Origin of the sequence: Cohaesibacter intestini (assembly GCF_003324485.1) — a bacterium.
Lineage (GTDB): Bacteria > Pseudomonadota > Alphaproteobacteria > Rhizobiales > Cohaesibacteraceae > Cohaesibacter > Cohaesibacter intestini.
In genome coordinates this window covers 72,043-90,604 of record NZ_QODK01000007.1, presented here as the reverse complement: position 1 = coordinate 90,604, position 18,562 = coordinate 72,043, and the positions used below count along the sequence as shown (strand labels likewise).

Below are 18,562 nucleotides of genomic sequence, written 5' to 3'. Positions count from 1 at the left end.
TCCTTCCGTGACAAGCCGGTTTCCTTGACCCATAGTCCGGGGCATGACTCAGTCTGCCAACACCCCTGCCAGCAATGTAGCTAGCCCCGGCACCAACGACCTGACCGACCTGTCAGAAGCAGGGCCGGACGGGCTCGCCATGCGCATTGCCATGGGCGAAGAGACCCCACATTTGCCCGAGGTCTTTGCCCATTGGCTTGCGGGTCGTAGCTGGCGGCTGCGCCCGCATCAGGCAGCGATGCTGACAGCGGCGGAAGCATCGCTGCCTACCCTTTTGATTGCCCCCACTGGAGCGGGCAAGACCCTGTCGGGTTTCCTGCCCTCGCTTGTTGACCTGCACCAGTCCGATGAGGACTGGCACGGGCGCCTCCACACCTTGTATATCTCTCCCCTGAAAGCGCTGGCGGTTGATATTGCCCGCAATCTCGAGCAACCGATTGCCGAAATGCAGCTTGATGTGAGCGTTGAAACCCGCACCGGTGACACCTCCGCCCACAAACGCCAGCGGCAGAAGAGAGTGCCGCCCAATTGCCTTTTGACAACACCGGAACAATTGGCGCTGCTGCTTGCCTCCCGCGAGGCCGAGACCCTGTTCGCGTCCCTTCAGACCATCATTTTCGACGAGCTGCATGCCTTGGTTACCTCCAAGCGGGGGGAGTTGCTCAGCCTTGGCCTTTCGCGTCTGAGGCAGCTTGCCCCTGACGTGCGCCCGGTGGGCCTGTCGGCGACAGTCTCCAATCCGATCGAGTTGGCCGATTGGCTCGTTCCCCACGCACACGGCCTGCCGACGGCAATAGCCCAGATCCTCCGCCTTCAGGGGGGCAGCAAGCCGGATATTTCGGTGTTGGCATCCGAAGAGCGCATTCCATGGGCCGGACACAGTGCCCGCTATGCGCTCCCCGATCTCTATCAGGCCATCAAGGCCCACAAGACGACCCTGTTGTTCGTCAATACCCGCTCGCAGGCCGAATATCTGTTCCAGAGCCTCTGGTCGATCAATGACGACACCCTGCCAATCGCCCTGCATCATGGCTCCCTCGATGCCAGTCAGAGGCGCAAGGTTGAGGCGGCAATGGCCGCGGGCAGCCTTCGGGCTGTGGTTTGCACCTCGACCCTTGATCTCGGCATCGACTGGGGGGACGTCGATCTGGTGATGCATATCGGCGCCCCAAAGGGGGCAAGTCGCCTTGCTCAGCGGATTGGTCGGGCCAACCACCGGCTCGACGAACCATCGCGTGCCATCCTCGTGCCCTCCAATTGTTTCGAACTGCTCGAATGCCGCGCTGCGCTTGACGCCAACTATCTTGGTGATCAGGACACCCCACCGATCCGTCGTGGGGGGCTGGATGTGCTGGCCCAGCACATTCTGGGCCGGGCCTGTGCTGGTCCCTTTGCGGCTGAAGACTTCTACGAGGAAGTGAAGGCTGCCTATCCATACAGAGATTTGCCTTGGGAGCAATTTGAACAAGCCATCGATTTTGTTGCCACTGGTGGCTATGCGATGCGGGCCTATGAGCAATTTGCCAAGCTCAAACCAATGAAGGACAAGGAGACGGGGCGAACCCTTTGGCGCCTGTCCCACCCCTCACGGGCCCAGCAATATAGGCTGAATATCGGCACCATCGTTGAAGAGCCGATGATCAAGGTGCGGCTGACCTCTTGGAAGGGCGGCAGCGGTCAGCCCAAACGGCTGGGGCGCGGAGGGCGAACGCTTGGTGAGGTGGAGGAAAGCTTCATCGATGGACTTACCCCCGGTGACAGTTTCCTGTTTGCCGGTCAGGTGCTGCGCTTTGAGACCTTGGAGGAAAATTCCGCCTTCGTCACCAAAACCCACCATCGCGAACCCAAGGTGCCGAGCTATTGGGGCGGCAAATTCCCGCTCTCCACCTATCTCGCCTCCCGCGTTCGGGCCATGCTGGCCAATCCAGACAGTTGGGCCAATCTGCCAGAGCAAGTGCGCGACTGGCTGACCCGCCAGCAGGAACAGTCGATCATTCCGGGTGCAGATCAGCTGCTGGTCGAAACTTTTCCCCGTGCAGGCAAATATTATCTCACGCTTTATGCCTTTGAGGGGCGGCTGGCTCTGCAGACGCTGGGCATGCTCCTCACCCGCAGGCTGGAGCGGGCTGGCGCTCGGCCCTTGGGCTTTGTCGCTTCCGACTATGCCCTGTCGATCTGGGGGCTGAAAGATCTCGCCAAGCTCGAAAGCGAGCAGGGCTGGAGCTTTGACCGTTTGTTTGACGAAGACATGCTCGGCGATGATCTGGAAGCCTGGCTGGCTGAAAGCGCCATGCTCAAGCGCAGCTTCCGCACCTGCGCCCTGATTTCGGGCATGATCGAGCGCCGCCATCCGGGCAAAGAAAAATCAGGCCGCCAGATCACCATGTCCTCGGATCTGATCTACAATGTCCTGCGTGAGCATGAGCCGGACCATCTGTTGCTGAAAGCCACATGGGATGATGCAGCCGCTGGTCTGTTGGATATCCAGCGGCTCGGCGATATGCTCAAACGGATCAGGGGACGAATCGTCCATTCCGCCCTTGAGGAACCCTCGCCGCTTTCCATTCCGGTTCTGCTGGAGATTGGCAAGGAGCCGATTTTCGGCGCGGCAGAAGACGATTTGCTGATGGAAGCCGCCGCCCAGTTCGGCCTTGAGACATGATCAGACCCCAACGCACCACAGAAGGATTGTGCCGGTGTTTCAAACCAGTGAGTCCGGGCAGGACAAGCCCAACGCATCCCGGTCCACAGACAAGGAGCTCGACGCACCCGTGAGCCATCGCTTTGCCTTTGCTGGCGAGACATTCCTCGCGCTTCGCTCCGGGGCCTTGCTCCACCCGGACCAAGGCCTGCTGCTGGTGGCTGATTTGCATCTGGAGAAAGGTTCCGCCTTTGCCCGCACCGGCCAGTTTCTACCTCCCTATGACAGCCAGATGACCTTGGCCCTGCTGGAAGCGGATATAGCCGCACACCAGCCGCAAACGGTGATCTGTCTTGGGGATTCATTTCACGACGTGGACGGCCCCAATCGTCTGGATGAGGCGGTAAGAAGCCGTCTGCGCGCCCTGACGCAGCGTTTGGCCTGGCACTGGATCACCGGCAATCATGACCCTCACTTGCCCGAGAGCCTTGGTGGCAAGGTTGCCGAAAACGGGATATTGGAAGGTGCCGAAGGCGGGATTTTTCTATGCCACGAACCGGGGGAAGGGAACAGTGAAGTTGAACCGGAAAAGCAAACCCGGCACAGAGCCGAGATATGTGGCCATTTGCACCCCGTGGTCTCCATTCCTTCACGTGGTCGCACCCTCAGGCGCAAGTGCTTTCTGGTCAGTCCCGAGCGGATCGTCATGCCTGCCTATGGAGCCTATACCGGCGGCTTGAATATTCATGAACCGGCCTTGGCCGCGCTGGCCTCACCATCCAGCCGTCTGCTGGTGATCGGGCGGCAAGTCATCACCGAGCATCCTTACGCTGGCATCCGGCGACCAAAACGCTGATGATCAGTTCTAATTCTTGCGGAAGACGACGCCGGCAAACCACCCGGTAAAGACAGCCAGCAGCACGCATAACAGCCCATAGATGAAGCTCTGCTTCTGGGCCAGATTGTAGGTGACCTGCTCAAAGCCTGACTTGGCGACATTCAAGGGCTGGGTCTGGGAATGCAGCAGCGCCCCACCGCGGAACAAATAGACCGTGACATCATAGCGGCCGACTTCCACATTGGCCGGAATGTCCACCGTGCTACGAAACATGGAGTCATTGAGGAACGTGATGGAGGACAGGTCATCGCGATAAAGCCCCTTTTGCCGCTTCAATCGCAGGGCTGCCTCGCGAAACGGATCATAGGTGGAGAACTGACTGCTATCGATCCCGGTTGGTGGCAGCAACAGATAATCGGAGCCAATCTGCAGCTTCGACAAGAGGGCAGGATGGGCGATGTCTTCCAGTTTGCGGTTGGTTGCCATCACATAGAAATTGGGAGCATTGGCATAGGCGCGCTTCTTGGTGTTGACCCAGACGCCAACCACCCGCTCCTTGCGGCGCGAAACCAGATTCTGATCCCATCCCCGCACAACGATCACCAGATCATAGGGTGCGCCGCGCGACACGGTGTTGGCATCGCGCTCGATCATGCCGAACACCACGATCTGGGATCCGGTAAAGTTCGAGTTGATCCGGATCACCCGGTCCGACATGTCCGAAACAATGCTTTCCGCATGCAGCACATGGCGGTTTGATCCCAGAAGAACGAAACAGGCAGCAAGCAAAGTCAGCAGAAAACGGGCCATCACTGCGTCTCCCTGACTTCGATGCTGTATAGTTCCCGAGGCTCGATCACCAGATCGACAGCAAAACGCATACCGACCATCAACACCAACAGGCCCAACAAAGCCCGCAATTGTTCGCCCTTCATCTTCTGCCCGAACTGCGCGCCAAATTGTGCGCCGATCGTGCCGCCGACCATCAGGATCAGTGCCAGCACGATGTCGACCGACTGGGTTGTGGTCGCATGCAGGATCGTCGCCACGGCCATTGTCACCAGAATCTGGAACAAGGATGTGCCGATCACCACCGCCGTTGGCACATGCAGCAGATAGATCAGCGCCGGGACCAGCATGAAACCGCCGCCAATGCCGAGCACCGTACCCAGAAAACCGATGGTGCCGCCAATCGCCATTACAGGCAACACGCTGATATAGAGCTTCGATTTCTTGAAGCGCATCTTGAAGGGGAGGCGGTGGATCCAGTTATGTTGACCCGGTTTACGCATCGCAACCGGCCCGTTACGGCGGCTGCGAACGATCGAGCGCACGCTTTCCATCACCATCAGGGACCCGATCGCCCCCAAAAAGGTGACGTAAGAGACGGAAATGATCAGATCGAGCTGGCCAAGGGTTCTGAGGATGGCGAAGACCTCCACGCCAATGAAGGACCCTATGATACCGGCACTGAACAGCACGCAGCCGAGCTTTAAATCGAGATTGCCCGTGCGCAGATAGGCCAGCGATCCCGTCGTCGAGGAGGCCGTAATCTGCGCGGTCACCGAGGCAACGGCCACTGCGGGCGGAATACCGTAGAAGATCAACAAAGGCGTGAGGAGAAAACCGCCACCAACACCGAAAATGCCAGACAGAAAGCCCACCGTGCCACCCATCGCAAGAATGACAAAGATGTTTACGGGCAGTTCTGCGATGGGGAGATAGAGCTCCACGCGCTCACTCCTGTCACGGGATGTGCCTCGATGGCGGTTTCAAACAGGGTGTGGACCAAGCCCCCATTCGAGACACTTGGTCGCACTGCGATCAATGATAGCGACAAGCTGCCAATAATCGCAAGACAGACCTTCAATCCGGCGAATAAAGGTTCGAAATCGGGCCAGAAAACCTGTCGCATCCATCCCATATCGCGGGGCAGAAAGTCAACGAAACATAGCGCATTTCGATGCAAAAATCCGAAATGACACAAGCGGATCACAACTCTCTCAACCAGCCGTTGGATAAGTAAAGCCCAAGCCGCCAACAGTGCCCCCATATTGGGCATCCTGAGGCAGCCTTGCCTTTGACGTCTTGAAGGCGGATCGACCGTTTTTCGTTCTACAACACACGCAAGACCGAAACAAAGTGGGTTGGGACCCACCGCGGCGATGGTCCCAGCTCATGCTTGAATTTGATCGGTCTCGTCTTGCTTTAGATGATACGCATGGACAGAGCTTCAATCAATGCCTTGTCAACTTTGCCCGTCACCGGCATGCCAGCAACTTCCTGGAAGTTGCGGATGGCCGTCCGGGTCATCGGCCCCATCTGTCCATCAGCGGGCCCTGCATTATAGCCAAGCGCGCCGAGCATCGACTGTGTCTTGGCAATCGTCGCCTGATTGACAACAAAGCCTTGCGGACCGCTCTGCATACCAGTCACCACCGCCGGAGCCTTGTTTCTCCAGGCATCGGGAATGGAGGCCAGTTTGTTGGCAGATGGTTTGGCCACTTTCGGCACCCACGTTTCAACCAGCGTTTTTGCGGCTTTCTGCTGGGTCGGGTTGAGCACAGCAAAGACCTCGTCGCGTTTCGCGTTTGCTCCTTGGTCGCCATTTTGGGCGGCAATGGCAAACCACTTGTAGCTCTGCAGCAAATCCTGCTTCATCCCCATGCCACGGGCATAGAGAATGGCCAGATTATACTGGCTGTCCTTGAGCCCGTGATCAGCCGCAGCGATGAACCATTTGGAGGCCTGATTGAAGTCCGGCTTGCCCAGTCCACCTTCTGCATAGAGCACGGCGAGATTGTGCATAGCCTTGACATTGCCTGCTTCCGCAGCGCGTTGATACCAAAGGCGGGCGACCTGATAGTCGCGTTTCACGCCCTTGCCCTTCTCATAAAGATTGGCGAGGCTGTATTGGGCCTGCGGCATTGACTGGGCGGCGGCTTTCTCGAACCATGTGGCCGCTTCCTGCAAATCGGCGCTCACCCCTTCGCCAAGGGTTAACCGTCGGCCCATCTCGAACTGGGCGAGCGCATCCCCGCCCTTTGCTGCCGTCAGCAAAGGCGAAGTGGAAATGCCCGGTGCCAGTATTTTGTTCATATCGACCGCTGCCTGAATCGATGACAAGGCCGGGTCGACCTCATCGTCACCCGCAGCAGTCGGTGCGTCTGCCGGTTTCGGTGGCATCGGTTGGGTGGCTGCATCGGCTTGCAACGCACTAACATCCGCAGCCACCTTGCTCGGGATCGAGCTGGTTGGGGTCAGATCGACACCATCCGCTTCACCGGGCACGATACCGGGCACCTGCCCGCTTTGCTGCGGCATGAAGGTGGCTATGCCTTCCGATGCGGCTGTGGTCGGCTTTTGCGGCAGGCGCGGCCCTGCCAACGAGGCTTCCACTCCGGACGGTTGCGAGAAGGTTATGGCGCGGCTCGCATCCTTCCCTTTCATCGGAGGCATCACATTGCCCGATGCAGGGGCGAGACTGGATTGCGGTCCCGGAGCCTGCGGTTCTGCCTCTGTATCTGAAGCAGGGGCTTGATCCAGAGACGTAGGGGCGGCCTCCTGTTCGGCAGTCAGTTTGTTGAACAGGCCATGCAGGCTGGAATTCGGATTTTGAACCAGCTGCAGCGTCGTGATGGCGAGCAGAATTGCCGCTGCTGCCATCAGCAACGGGCGGCTGTGGCGCGACACAGCAGAACCGATTTTGCCCAACAGGCTGGTGCGGATTTCGTCATCCTCCAGCATGTCTGCAACAAGCGCGGCATTGGGGTTGCTATTCAGCTTCTCGGCAATCGCATCAGGATCGAGATTTTTCAGTTGTTTGGCATTGCGTGTGGCCTCGGCCATCGCGGCACGACGGTCCTTCCGATTTTGACCGTCCTTGCCTCTGGCCGTATCTTGACCATCTTTCATGCCACGCGCGGCGAGCATGTCTGCTGCGCTTGAAGCCTGCGTTTCTGCTTTGCCCTTCTTGCTGCCTTTGAACCGGGAGAGGAAGCCTTGCTTTTCGCTGTCTTCTTTCTCCACCCGTTCGCTTTCCTGCGCAGCGGCCTGAGCGGCTCGGCGAGCGGCAGCAATGAAATCGGCTTTCGAGGTGCCACCACTGGTCTCGCTGCGGGCTGGGCCTTGTGCGTTGCCATCAACAATCTGAGCGGTGCGACGCTGGGTCTCTGGGCTCTGCTCAGGCTCTGCTTTCAACGCCACATTGCCCTGAACCGTGGGGCGTGCCTGTGGTTGCATCTGACCCGGTGCGCGAGCTTGTGGTTGGCTGGCACTGGCGGCAGATGCACTGACAGCGCGACCGGAAATCGAAATACGTGGCTGCCGATCGCCCGCATCTTGAGACTGGGCTTCAACGGCCTGTCCCGAAGAGCGGCCCTGCGATGGTGCCGGGCTGGAAACTGTCGGCGCTGCACCCGAACGTGGCGTGCGCTGAGGTCTGTTGGCAAGCAGGTCGGCGGCGCTCATCTGTTGCGCATTCTCGATCACCTGCGGTTCAGTATCTCGGGCAGAGGACGCATCGGCAGGTTTTGAAGATTTCTTGCCGCGCCGCAACAGGCGGCTAAGGCCACGCGGTTCATCGTCCGCGTTGCTTTCAACAGACATGCCCTTGACAGAAGCGGCAGGGTGGGCAGAAGCGGCAGGGTGGGTCTCACTCGAGCGGACTTCCTCTTCCAACACGCTCAACCGATCAGCAATGCCTTTGAGCATGCCGCTGACACTGGTCAGGCTTTCCTTGGTGCTGGATTCGTTGCTCTCGGCCAGACGGCGCAGGCCGCTTAGGTCATCTTTGAGCCCATCCATGATGGCCTCAAGCGCATTATCCATTGGACCGGCGGACAGAGGACCAATTTTCTGCAAAGCCTTGACCGCAGCGGCTTCCGCCATCTTGGCTTCATTCATTGGCGCTTTCGGGGCAGCCGAAGCCAGTTGCTGGATATCCTTGCCGATCCGGTCGACCGCGTCAAAGCGGGTCTGCGATTTGGCGAACTGATCAGCAAGACTGTCAAGCCGACTGGTCAGGCTCTCGAAGAACTGCTGATCACCACCGGTTTTGTTCTGCGAGGCGTCATCGAGCCGGTCGGCAAGATCTGCAATCATGCCTTCCAGCCGTGACAGGCCTTCCATATCCGTTGGTTCGGACTGGACCGGACGGGCTCGCAGAGCCGCTTCCTGCGCTTCCATGCGATCAGCCAGTCGCGACAGGCCGGTTTCGATCCCGGACAGGTCCGTGCTGCCCATCCTCTGGGCGAGCAGATCGTCAATGCGTGCGAGGGTGCGCTCTACATGATCAAAGCGTTGCTCCGCAGCACCAAGGCCTATATTGGCCATGTTGGCATGCAGCCGCTCGTCAAGATCGCCAATCCGGGTTGCCAATTGCTCAAGCGCCGAACGCTGGGCAGTCGGATCCTGCCTGTCGATCATCGTGACAAGGCTTTCCATCTGACGGGCCAGAACTTCGATTGGCTCGGTCACACCGCTTTGATCCTGATTGCTTTCCAGCCGGTCGGCAAGGGCTGAAAACTGATCTTCCAACCGCATCAGTCGTTCGCTGGGGTCCAGCCGCTCGATCTGATCCTGCAGACCGGCAAGGCGATTGCCCAATTGCTGCGACAATGCATCAACCGGCGCTGTGCTTACGCTATGGCGAACGCTGTCTTCCAGTCGACCCAACCGGTCGACAATCATCCCCATTTGACCGGACATGTCGGTGATGTGCTGCATCCGCGGTGAAGTGGATAGCAGGTCTCGCAACTGATCCAGCTGACCGGACAGGCGCTCGAAATCTTTGAAATGATCCGCCACAGGCAGATTGTCGAGTTTACTCAGGATACGTTCGAAATGGGCATCCAGAGCAGGATCCTGCGCCGGACGATCCAGAAGAGCCCGGATGTCGTGAATGGCGTCGATCAGCATCGGATCATGATGGGTCTGGGTCACCATTTCAGACAGGGCTTCAATGCGCCCGGACATGGCAGCAATCTCGGTCAGCAATCGTTCTGACACACCGTCATAATTGGCGCGATCAAGGAGATCCCGTAGAGCGGCGACGTCCTCGCGCAGACAGTTGATTTTGTCGTCCTGATGCTGCAGCTGGGTGGCATTGCCCTCCACCTTCGGTGCCATGGTCTCAACCCGCTCCATAATTTGCCGCAGGGCTTGATCAACACCGGTATTGGCAACTGGGTTGGTTACAGGCCGTGGCGCAACGGACGCGTCCTGTGCAGGAGACATCGGGCGCTCTTGGCGCGGCCGCATGCTCCGCGGCATCGCAGGCATGGCTTTGCTTTTGTTGCGTCCAAGGGCCTGATCGACGCGCTGCAATTGTGCTTCGATCCGGTCGAGGGCCCCGCGATAGTTGGCCTCACGGTTGTGATCATGTCCGGCTTCAGGGCGGGGGCGGTTGGTTCGGGTGCGTTGGTAGTTGGAATATGGTGCCGGATCAGTCTCAACGCCAGCACCGGACAGAGCCTGCAACTGAGTCTCCATGTCACGGATCATTGCCAACAACTCGGCATTCTGCCCTGAAGGTTGGTCACCCTGTGGCTGGGTGGAATCATAGCGGGCTTGGCTGCCCCGTCGGCGTCTGCGGGACGAGGCACGCAAGCCCTCTATGAATTCACCTACTTCGCGATCCGTATGGAAAGATTCATCTCTCATGATGCAGACTCAACTGGTTGTCGGTTCGGCCACCCGGACATGGATTTAGGACGGCATAACTAACCCGTCACCGACGGAATTCCTCATGAGCACTTTCCGAATTTAGGGTAAAGAAGCCGTTAATGGGAAACGCGAATTGCGAAAATTACCTATTCTGTTAACCCTTTGCTCACCATAAATCTGGCGAACTCTACGCAATTTCTGGTATATGAAATGCCCGAAAATACAGGCCTTGCTGGTGCAGCATGCTGCCCTCACCTCCCTTGGGGGCGGGCAGGGTGGAAAGGCACCGGGGCGCAATGCAGCGATCCCGCATTTGGTACACAAAATCCAACCTGTCGCATTGACAGCGACCGCGAACGGTGGTTTACCATTAGGTAAACTGGCGAGATTTTGTATCGTCACAAAGATGCGATTTCAGCGAGGGAGTTTAGGGTCGTGAATGAAGAACAACAAACCATGCGTGCGCCGGATGAAGGCAAGGATGTCCTGACCGCCTCGACCAACGACACCGGCCCGCTCTCCTACACCATTGGCGACCTCGCCAAGGAATTCGGTGTCACCTTGCGCACCTTGCGCTTTTATGAAGACAAGAATTTGCTCAATCCACGCCGCGAGGGCATGTCGCGGATCTATTCTCGCCGCGACCGTGCCCGTCTGAAGCTGGTCCTGATGGGTAAGAAGGTCGGTTTCTCCCTGACTGAAATCAAGGATATGCTCGATCTGTATGATCTGCGGGACGGGCAAGTGACGCAACTGCGCGTGGCTCTGGACCGCTTCACCCAGCAAATCAACGTGCTGCGTCAGCAACGCGAGGATGTCGATCAGGCCATCGCCGATCTCGAACGCACCGTTGCCGTGGTCTCCGGCATGCTGCGGGAGAAAGAAAAGAGCGAAGCCTGACAAGCGGAGGTGACATGGTCCGAATGCAAGGGTGATTTGCTTTCAAGGCGTGCCGAAGGTCGGTGCGCCTTTTCGCTTTTTGGCCAGGAAAGAAGGTTTGTTTGCAGCGGATCTTGGCGTGATCCGGGTTTTTCCAGAGAAGACAGGTATGGTTGCCTTTTGCACCTTTGGGCTGCAAGGTCAACGCTCCCCTACGTCATTTGGCGACAGTCGCACAGATGTGACTTGTCGCGGGCAGACTTTGGTCGGTGAGCGTGCTTTCTGCCCTTGAATAGAGGCAGGCTTCGCGTTATATCTAGCCTAACGCTTACGCGAACGTAAGGTTGATCCAATCGGAGGAAAATGCTCCCGGATCAACGAGGGAATCGATCTGAAACCGCCACATGGGCTACCAATAGGGGGCACCTATGACGGCCTGTCGCTGTAAATTGGCGCGGATCAAATGAGGGAGACACACCATGCCAAATCTGACCATCCCGGTGGAAGAAAGCCTTTTCCTGCTGAAAGACGTTTTCGGCCTTGAGGCGCTCAACACTTTGCCCGGCTATGAAGAAGCGACCGAGGATCTGGTGGAAGCCATCCTCAATGAAGGTGGCAAATTCGCCTCCGAAGTGCTTCAGCCGCTCAATATGTCCGGCGATGTCGAGGGCTGTCAGTTGCATGAAGACGGGCGCGTCACCACGCCGACCGGCTTCAAGGCAGCATGGGATCAGTTTGTCGAAGGCGGCTGGATGGGTCTGTCTGCCGACCCGGATTATGGCGGGCAGGGTCTGCCAACCACCCTCAATGTGATCATCAACGAGTATCTTGGCACCGCCAATCTGTCCTTCTCCATGTATCCGGGCCTGACCCAAGGGGCCTATGCGGCAATGGATGTCCATGCCAGCGACGAGATCAAGCAGCGCTTCCTGCCCAAAATGGTCGAAGGCAATTGGACCGGCACCATGAACCTGACCGAGCCTCATTGCGGCACCGATCTGGGTCTGCTGCGCACCAAGGCGGTGCCGCAGGATGATGGCAGCTACAAGATTTCCGGCACCAAGATCTTCATTTCCGCCGGCGACCATGACCTGTCGGAAAATGTCATCCATCTGGTCCTCGCCCGCATCGAAGGCGCACCCGCTGGCACCAAGGGCATCTCGCTGTTTGTCGTGCCGAAATTCGTGCCAGATGCCGACAACAATCCCGGCGAGGCCAACCATGTCTCGGTCGGCAAGATCGAAGAGAAAATGGGCATCCATGCCAATTCCACCTGCGTGATGAATTTTGACGGCTCGCAGGGCTGGCTTGTCGGTGAGGAAAATAAAGGCCTCAAGGCGATGTTCGTGATGATGAATGAAGCCCGCCTCGGCGTGGCCATTCAGGGCCTGACCCAGTCGGAGGCCGCCTATCAGCATGCCCGCGACTATGCCAAGGATCGCTTGCAGGGCCGTGCCCTGACCGGCACCAAAAATCCTGACGGCCCAGCCGATCCGTTGATCGTCCATCCTGACATTCGCCGGATGCTGCTGGCCATGCGCAGCTTCAACGAAGCCGCCCGTGCCTTCTGCCTTTATGCATCGATCCAGTCTGACATCGCTCACAAGCATCCGGACGAGAAAGTCCGCCAGATTGCCGATGATCGCCTCAGCCTGTTGACGCCGGTCCTCAAGGGCTACCTCACCGATATGGGCTTTGAAAATGCCGTGCTCGGCCAGCAGGTCTTTGGTGGCCATGGTTTCATCGAGGAAACCGGCGCGTCCCAGTTTGTTCGCGATGCCCGCATCACCATGATCTATGAGGGGGCCAATGGCATTCAGGCGCTCGACCTCGTTGGCCGCAAGCTGATGGCCAATGGCGGACGTGGCATCATGGCTTTGTTCCAGGAGCTGGGCGCTTATGCCGAGAAGCATGCCAGCGACGAAGCCATGGCACCCTTCGTGCTGCCGCTGAAAGCCGGGGCCGAGGATCTGCAGAAAGCCACCATGTGGTTCGGCAACAATGCCCTTGGCAACCCGGATCATGCGGGCGCAGGCTCGGTCGATTATATGCATCTCTTCGGCACGGTGATGCTCGGCTATATGTGGAGCCAGATCGTTGAAGTTGCGCTCAAAAATACCGATGAGAGCCGCAAGAGCTTCTTTGACACCAAGCTGGCTTTGGCCAAATTCTACATGGAACGCACCATGCCAACCACCGCCATGCGCCGCGATCGCATCATGGTTGGGGCCGACAGTGTGATGGCGCTGCCTGCGGAAAGCTTCTAAGATCAAACAAACACCATGACCTGCCGCCTTTGGCTTGACACCAAGGCGGCAGGAAATCGTTTTGAACAAAGAGAGGGAAGGGGCCTTAACGGGCCGGGAGCCTTCCCCCGGGGAGACAATTCATGGCAGACGCTTTTATCTATGATCATGTGCGCACGCCACGCGGGCGTGGCAAGGCCGACGGGGCTTTGCATGAAGTACCGGCAGTGCAGTTGGCCGCCAGCACTTTGAAAGCCCTTCGCGATCGCAACGGTCTGGACACCAAACTGGTCGACGATATCGTGCTGGGCTGTGTTGATCCGATCGGCGAAGCGGGTGGTGTCATTCCGCGCGCGGCCGCCTTTGCCGCCAATTATGACCAGTCCGTGCCGGGCATGCAGATCAATCGCTTCTGCGCCTCTGGCCTTGATGCCATCAATATGGCCGCCAGTCAGGTGATGGCAGGCGCGCATGATATGACCATCGGTGGCGGCGTTGAAGCCATGTCGCGCCTCGGGCTTGGCTCATCGGGCGGCGCTTGGTTCATGGATCCGGGCGTCAATGTGCCGTCTTACTTCATGCCGCAAGGGGTCTCCGCCGACCTGATCGCCACCAAATATGGCTTCAGCCGCGAACAGGCCGATGCCCTGTCGGTGGAAAGCCAGAAACGCGCCGCCCATGCATGGGACAATGGCTATTTCGACAAATCCGTCGTCCCGGTGACCGACATCAACGGCGCGCTGATCCTCGACAAGGATGAGCATATGCGCCCCGGCACCACCAGTGATGACCTCGCCAAGCTCAATCCCTCCTTCGGTATGATCGGCGAAATGGGCGGCTTCAATGCGGTGGCAATGGAACGCTATCCAGAGATCGAAGCGATCAACCATATCCACCATGCGGGCAACTCGTCCGGCATCGTCGATGGGGCCGCTGCCATCCTGATTGGCAATGAAGAGGCGGGCAAAGCCGCAGGCCTCAAGCCGCGTGCCCGCATCCGCGCCTTTGCCAATATTGGCTCCGAGCCAGCCCTGATGCTGACCGGCCCGACCGATGTCACCGACAAGGTTCTCAAACGCGCTGGCATGTCCTTCTCCGACATCGATCTGATCGAGGTCAACGAAGCCTTCGCCTCGGTGGTGTTGCGCTTCATGCAGTATTTTCAGGCCGATCCTGCCACGGTCAACGTCAATGGCGGTGCGATTGCCATGGGGCACCCTTTAGGGGCGACTGGCGCGATGATTATGGGCACCGTGCTCGATGAGCTTGAACGCCGTGATCAGAATATTGCGCTCGTGACCCTGTGCATCGGCGCAGGCATGGGCACCGCGACCATCATTGAGCGCGTATAAGGGAGGCCAGAGACATGTCTGACTATATCAATTTTAAAACCGACATTGACGCCGACGGCATCGCGCTCCTGACTTGGGACATGCCCGACCGCTCGATGAATGTCTTCACCGGAGAGGTGATCCTTGAGCTTGACAAGGTGATTGACGACATGACCGCCAATGAGGCGGTGAAAGCGGTCGTTGTCACCTCTGGCAAGAGCCAGTTTTCCGGTGGTGCCGATCTCACCATGCTGCAGGGGCTGCTGGGCCAATATCAAAAGGCCATTGCTGAAAAAGGCCAGACCGCAGCGGCAACCGAATTGTTCGAGGAAAGCCGCCGCCTGACCCTGACCTTCCGCAAGCTCGAGACTTCCGGCAAGCCTTGGGTCGCCGCCTTGAATGGCACCGCTGCGGGCGGCGCCTGTGAGTTGGCGCTCGCCTGCCATGGCCGGGTGATGGTCGACAAGGACAGCGCCAAGATCGGCCTGCCAGAGGTCAAGGTTGGTCTCTTCCCCGGCGCCGGTGGCACCACCCGTATCCTGCGGATGATGGACACGCAGCAAGGCCTGCAATTCCTGATGAAAGGCTCCATGCTGGCCCCGAAACGGGCGCTTGCGTCGAAAATCATCGACAAGGTGGTGCCTGCGGATGAGCTGATCGAAGCCGCCAAGCAAATGATCCGCGATGGCCTCAAAGCCGTCAAACCATGGGATCAAAAGGGCTTCAAGCTGCCATCGGGTCGGGTTTACAGCCCAGCCGGTTTTCAGGTTTGGCCAGCGGTCGGCGCGATTTATCGCCGCGAGACCCACGACAATTACCCGGCCATCCGCTACATGATCCGCGCAGCCTATGAAGGCCTGTTGATGGATATGGACACGGCGCTGAAAATCGAGAGCCGCTATTTCGCCAAGACCGTCGCCACCCCGGAAGCGGCCAATATGATCCGCTCCCTGTTCCTCAATATGCAAGAGTTGGGCAAAGGGGCCCGTCGTCCCACTGGCGTGCCGAAGAGTGACCTGAAGAAAGTCGCCGTCATCGGCGCTGGCTTCATGGGGGCAGGCATTGCCCATGTCTCGGCCAAGGCCGGGCTTGACGTGGTGCTGGTGGATCGTGACCAAGACAGCGCCGACAAGGGCAAGGGCCATATCGAAGAGACCCTGACCAAGGCGCTGAAAAAAGGCCGCACGACGCAGGATAAGGTCGAAGCGATCCTCTCCCGCGTCACCCCGACCAACGATTATGCCCAGCTTGCGGATTGCGATCTGGTGATCGAAGCGGTGTTTGAAGATCCCGAATTGAAAGCTTCGATTTTCCAGAAAATCGAAGCCGTGGTTGGCAAGGGCTGCACCATCGCCTCCAACACCTCCACCCTGCCAATCACCGGTCTGGCAAAAGCCGTGTCCAATCCGGCAGGCTTCATTGGCATCCACTTCTTCTCGCCGGTTGATAAGATGATGCTGGTCGAAGTGATCAAGGGCAAGGAAACCGGCGATGAAGCCATCGCCAAGGCGCTCGATTTCGTCGCTCTGATCAAGAAGACCCCGATCCTCGTCAATGATGGCCGTGGCTTCTTTGCCAATCGCTCGGTGCTGGCCTATGTCCGCGAAGGCCACTTGATGCTGACCGAAGGCGTCCCGGCAGCAATGGTCGAAAATCTCGCCAAACAGGCGGGCATGCCGGTCGGTCCTTTGTCTTTGAATGACGAGGTGGCTTTGGAATTGGCCTGGAACATCCTTCAGACCACCAAAAAGCAATTGGGCGAAGGCTCGGTCGACCCTGCTCAGGAAGCCTTGCTGAAAAAGCTGGTGGTGGATGAGGGTCGTCTTGGCCGCAAAAACGGCAAGGGCTTCTATGATTATGAAGGCCGCAACAAACGCCTCTGGCCGGGCCTCAAAGACCTCGCGCCGCAGCTGGATGCCGACAGCATCGACCATGCCGAGATCAAGGATCGCCTGCTGGTCGCCCAAGCGGTGGAAGCCGTGCGGGTGTTTGAAGATGGCGTGCTGGAAGATGTCCGCGAGGCTGATGTCGGCTCGATCCTCGGCTTCGGCTTTGCCCCTTTCACCGGCGGTGTTTTCTCCTATATCGACACGATGGGGACGCCTGCCTTCCTTGCCAAATGCAAGGCGCTGGAAGCCAAATTCGGCGAGCGCTTTAAGGCACCGAGCTTGCTTGAAGACATGGCGGCCAACAAGGATCGCTTCTATGTCCGCTTCAACCCGGAAAGCAGCAAGGTCGCCGCTGAATAAGCCGACAAGACCATGAAATCAAAAGGCCGGGACGCATCCGCTCCCGGCCTTTTTTTGTGATCACCACCACGAAGATCACCCCGCCATCATCCGCCAATAACCAAGGGCCGACAGGGTCACCGAATCCGGGATCTCACCGCTCTTGATCATGGCCAGTACTTCCTCATAGGTGAAGGCGGCGGTTTCCATGCCCGCTTCGGTCTCCTCCCGGTTCATCACCCCTTCGCTCAAGCCACGGGCGACGAACAAATGGCAGGTCTGATTGAGAAAGCCATAGGAATTGTAGAACTGGCCGAGCTTTTCCCATTCCGTCGCCCGATAGCCGGTTTCCTCTTCCAGCTCGCCTGCTGCCAGGGCAAAGGGATCAACATCGGGGCTGTCTTCCCATGCCCCCTGCGGCACTTCCCAAAAGCGCCCGCCGACGGGATAGCGATATTGCTGCACCAGCTGGATTCGCCCATCATCATGAATGGGAATGATCGCAGCAAAGTCGGGCTTGTCGACGACGCTGTAAATGCCCTCAAAGCCACCGGAAAAGCGCACCTCATCCTCGCGTAGAGACATCCAGCGATTTTCATAGACCAGTTTTGAGGAAAGCTGTTTGATCGTCATGGCGCGAGATCCTTTCAGAGCTGGGCACCCGTCCCGGCAAGTGCCCTCGAATGGCAAATGTCTGCATGCTGCGACCATTCCCCACGATTGTGTCTTCTTTTGCAGCAATCGAGAATATCTATGCTGTTTGCTGGAAAATAATAAATAAAATATTGATTTAATTTGCTTTATTAGAGAATGGCCATGTCTGGCCTTGTGGATGAATCGCCGCTTCACGACATCGTGCATGGAATAATCAGCGGCACCAAAATTTAATTTAGACTAATCGGTAAAAATTAATGTAAGGTCCGGAAATCGACTACGTGTTTTCTGGATCAACCCTTGGACAAACAAGATGACTGACATCAAGACCGGTGCATCGGTGGACTATTATTTCACCACCATCTCCTCCTTTGCCTATATCGGCCATCAGGCCTTTCTGGACATGGCCTCACGGCTTCAACTCAATGTCACTTATCGGCCGATCCAGCTTGGCAAGGTCTTCGCAGCCTCCGGCGGTCTTGCCCTTGGCGACCGCAATCCGGCCCGCAACCGCAATCGGATGCTGGAATTGCAGCGCTGGCGCGCCCACCACGGCCTTGAGATGAACCTGCAGCCGAAATACTTCCCCACAAATCCCGCTTTGGCCGACTCTGCTGTCATCGCTGTGATTGAAGAGGGACGCGACCCCGCAGCCCTAATGACTGCGATCATGCGCAAGGTCTGGGTGGAGGAGGCCAACATTGCAGAACGGGACGTAGTCGCCGCTTGTTTGAGCGCGGTTGGTGAAGATGCTGACGCGGTGTTGCAAAAGGCTGAAAGCGACACGGTCGCCGCCATTTATGAAGCCAACACCGAACGCGGCATTGCGCACGACATTATCGGATCCCCCTGTGTGGTCTATCAGGATGAACCCTTCTGGGGACAGGATCGCTTTCATCTGGTTGAGGAAGCCATTCAGTCCGGTCGCCCGGCTTTCTCCAGCACGCCCTAGTCCACCATCACATCGAAAATCAGCAGATGGACGGTGCGTTTCCCCATAACGCGATCAGGGCTTGGCAGCAGGTCAGCTTTCGAGCTGGCCTGTTTTTGTGTCCAAATGCCAGTGGCCGCCAACAAAA

At 58.1% G+C, this 18,562-nt stretch carries 11 protein-coding genes; 7 read left to right on the top strand and 4 right to left on the bottom strand.

The genetic code is table 11. The features are described 5' to 3' along the window. Nucleotides 1–139: 139 nt before the first annotated feature. A complete protein-coding gene (locus DSD30_RS19320; RefSeq protein ID WP_114011472.1) occupies nt 140–2,662 on the top strand; it encodes a ligase-associated DNA damage response DEXH box helicase in 2,523 nt (840 codons plus the stop codon). A 34-nt stretch (nt 2,663–2,696) separates the two neighbouring features. After that, nucleotides 2,697–3,497 (top strand): ligase-associated DNA damage response endonuclease PdeM, encoded by an 801-nt coding sequence (gene pdeM / locus DSD30_RS19315; protein WP_245418548.1) that lies wholly within the window; start codon nt 2,697–2,699, stop codon nt 3,495–3,497. Between the two features lie 9 nt (nt 3,498–3,506). Here pdeM and DSD30_RS19310 read toward each other — a convergent pair whose 3' ends face one another. From DSD30_RS19310 to DSD30_RS19300, 3 genes are all read right to left on the bottom strand, one after another. Then, on the bottom strand, nt 3,507–4,289 hold the full coding sequence (locus DSD30_RS19310) for a TIGR02186 family protein (RefSeq protein WP_114011394.1): 783 nt from the start codon (nt 4,287–4,289) through the stop codon (nt 3,507–3,509). Next, nucleotides 4,289–5,212 carry a sulfite exporter TauE/SafE family protein gene (locus DSD30_RS19305; RefSeq protein WP_114011393.1) on the bottom strand — a complete coding sequence of 308 codons (924 nt, stop codon included), beginning with the start codon at nt 5,210–5,212 and terminating at the stop codon, nt 4,289–4,291. Before DSD30_RS19305 ends, DSD30_RS19310 begins: the two co-directional genes overlap by 1 nt. Before the next feature lie 475 nt (nt 5,213–5,687). Beyond that, entirely contained in the window at nt 5,688–10,142 is a 4,455-nt protein-coding gene (locus DSD30_RS19300; RefSeq protein WP_114011392.1) for a peptidoglycan-binding protein, read from the bottom strand. Nucleotides 10,143–10,601: 459 nt separating this feature from the next. Between DSD30_RS19300 and DSD30_RS19295 the strand changes: the two genes are divergently transcribed. The 4 genes from DSD30_RS19295 (at nt 10,602) to DSD30_RS19275 (ending at nt 16,850) form a co-directional block, all read left to right on the top strand. Continuing rightward, entirely contained in the window at nt 10,602–11,045 is a 444-nt protein-coding gene (locus tag DSD30_RS19295; RefSeq protein WP_114011391.1) for a MerR family transcriptional regulator, read from the top strand. 458 nt (nt 11,046–11,503) lie between these two features. Continuing rightward, the gene (locus DSD30_RS19285) at nt 11,504–13,291 is read left to right on the top strand and encodes an acyl-CoA dehydrogenase C-terminal domain-containing protein (protein ID WP_114011389.1); all 1,788 of its coding nucleotides are present in this window, start codon (nt 11,504–11,506) and stop codon (nt 13,289–13,291) included. A 122-nt stretch (nt 13,292–13,413) separates the two neighbouring features. After that, the gene (locus DSD30_RS19280) at nt 13,414–14,622 is read left to right on the top strand and encodes an acetyl-CoA C-acetyltransferase (RefSeq protein WP_114011388.1); all 1,209 of its coding nucleotides are present in this window, start codon (nt 13,414–13,416) and stop codon (nt 14,620–14,622) included. Nucleotides 14,623–14,636: 14 nt separating this feature from the next. After that, entirely contained in the window at nt 14,637–16,850 is a 2,214-nt protein-coding gene (locus tag DSD30_RS19275; RefSeq protein ID WP_114011387.1) for an FAD-dependent oxidoreductase, read from the top strand. Nucleotides 16,851–16,925: 75 nt separating this feature from the next. Here the strand turns inward: DSD30_RS19275 and DSD30_RS19270 are convergent, their stop codons facing one another. Further along, nucleotides 16,926–17,462 carry an NUDIX domain-containing protein gene (locus DSD30_RS19270; RefSeq protein ID WP_245418546.1) on the bottom strand — a complete coding sequence of 179 codons (537 nt, stop codon included), beginning with the start codon at nt 17,460–17,462 and terminating at the stop codon, nt 16,926–16,928. Nucleotides 17,463–17,796: 334 nt separating this feature from the next. Here DSD30_RS19270 and DSD30_RS19265 point away from each other — a divergent pair, with 334 nt between their 5' ends. Beyond that, on the top strand, nt 17,797–18,435 hold the full coding sequence (locus DSD30_RS19265) for a 2-hydroxychromene-2-carboxylate isomerase (RefSeq protein WP_114011386.1): 639 nt from the start codon (nt 17,797–17,799) through the stop codon (nt 18,433–18,435). The last annotated feature ends 127 nt before the right edge of the window (nt 18,436–18,562 follow it).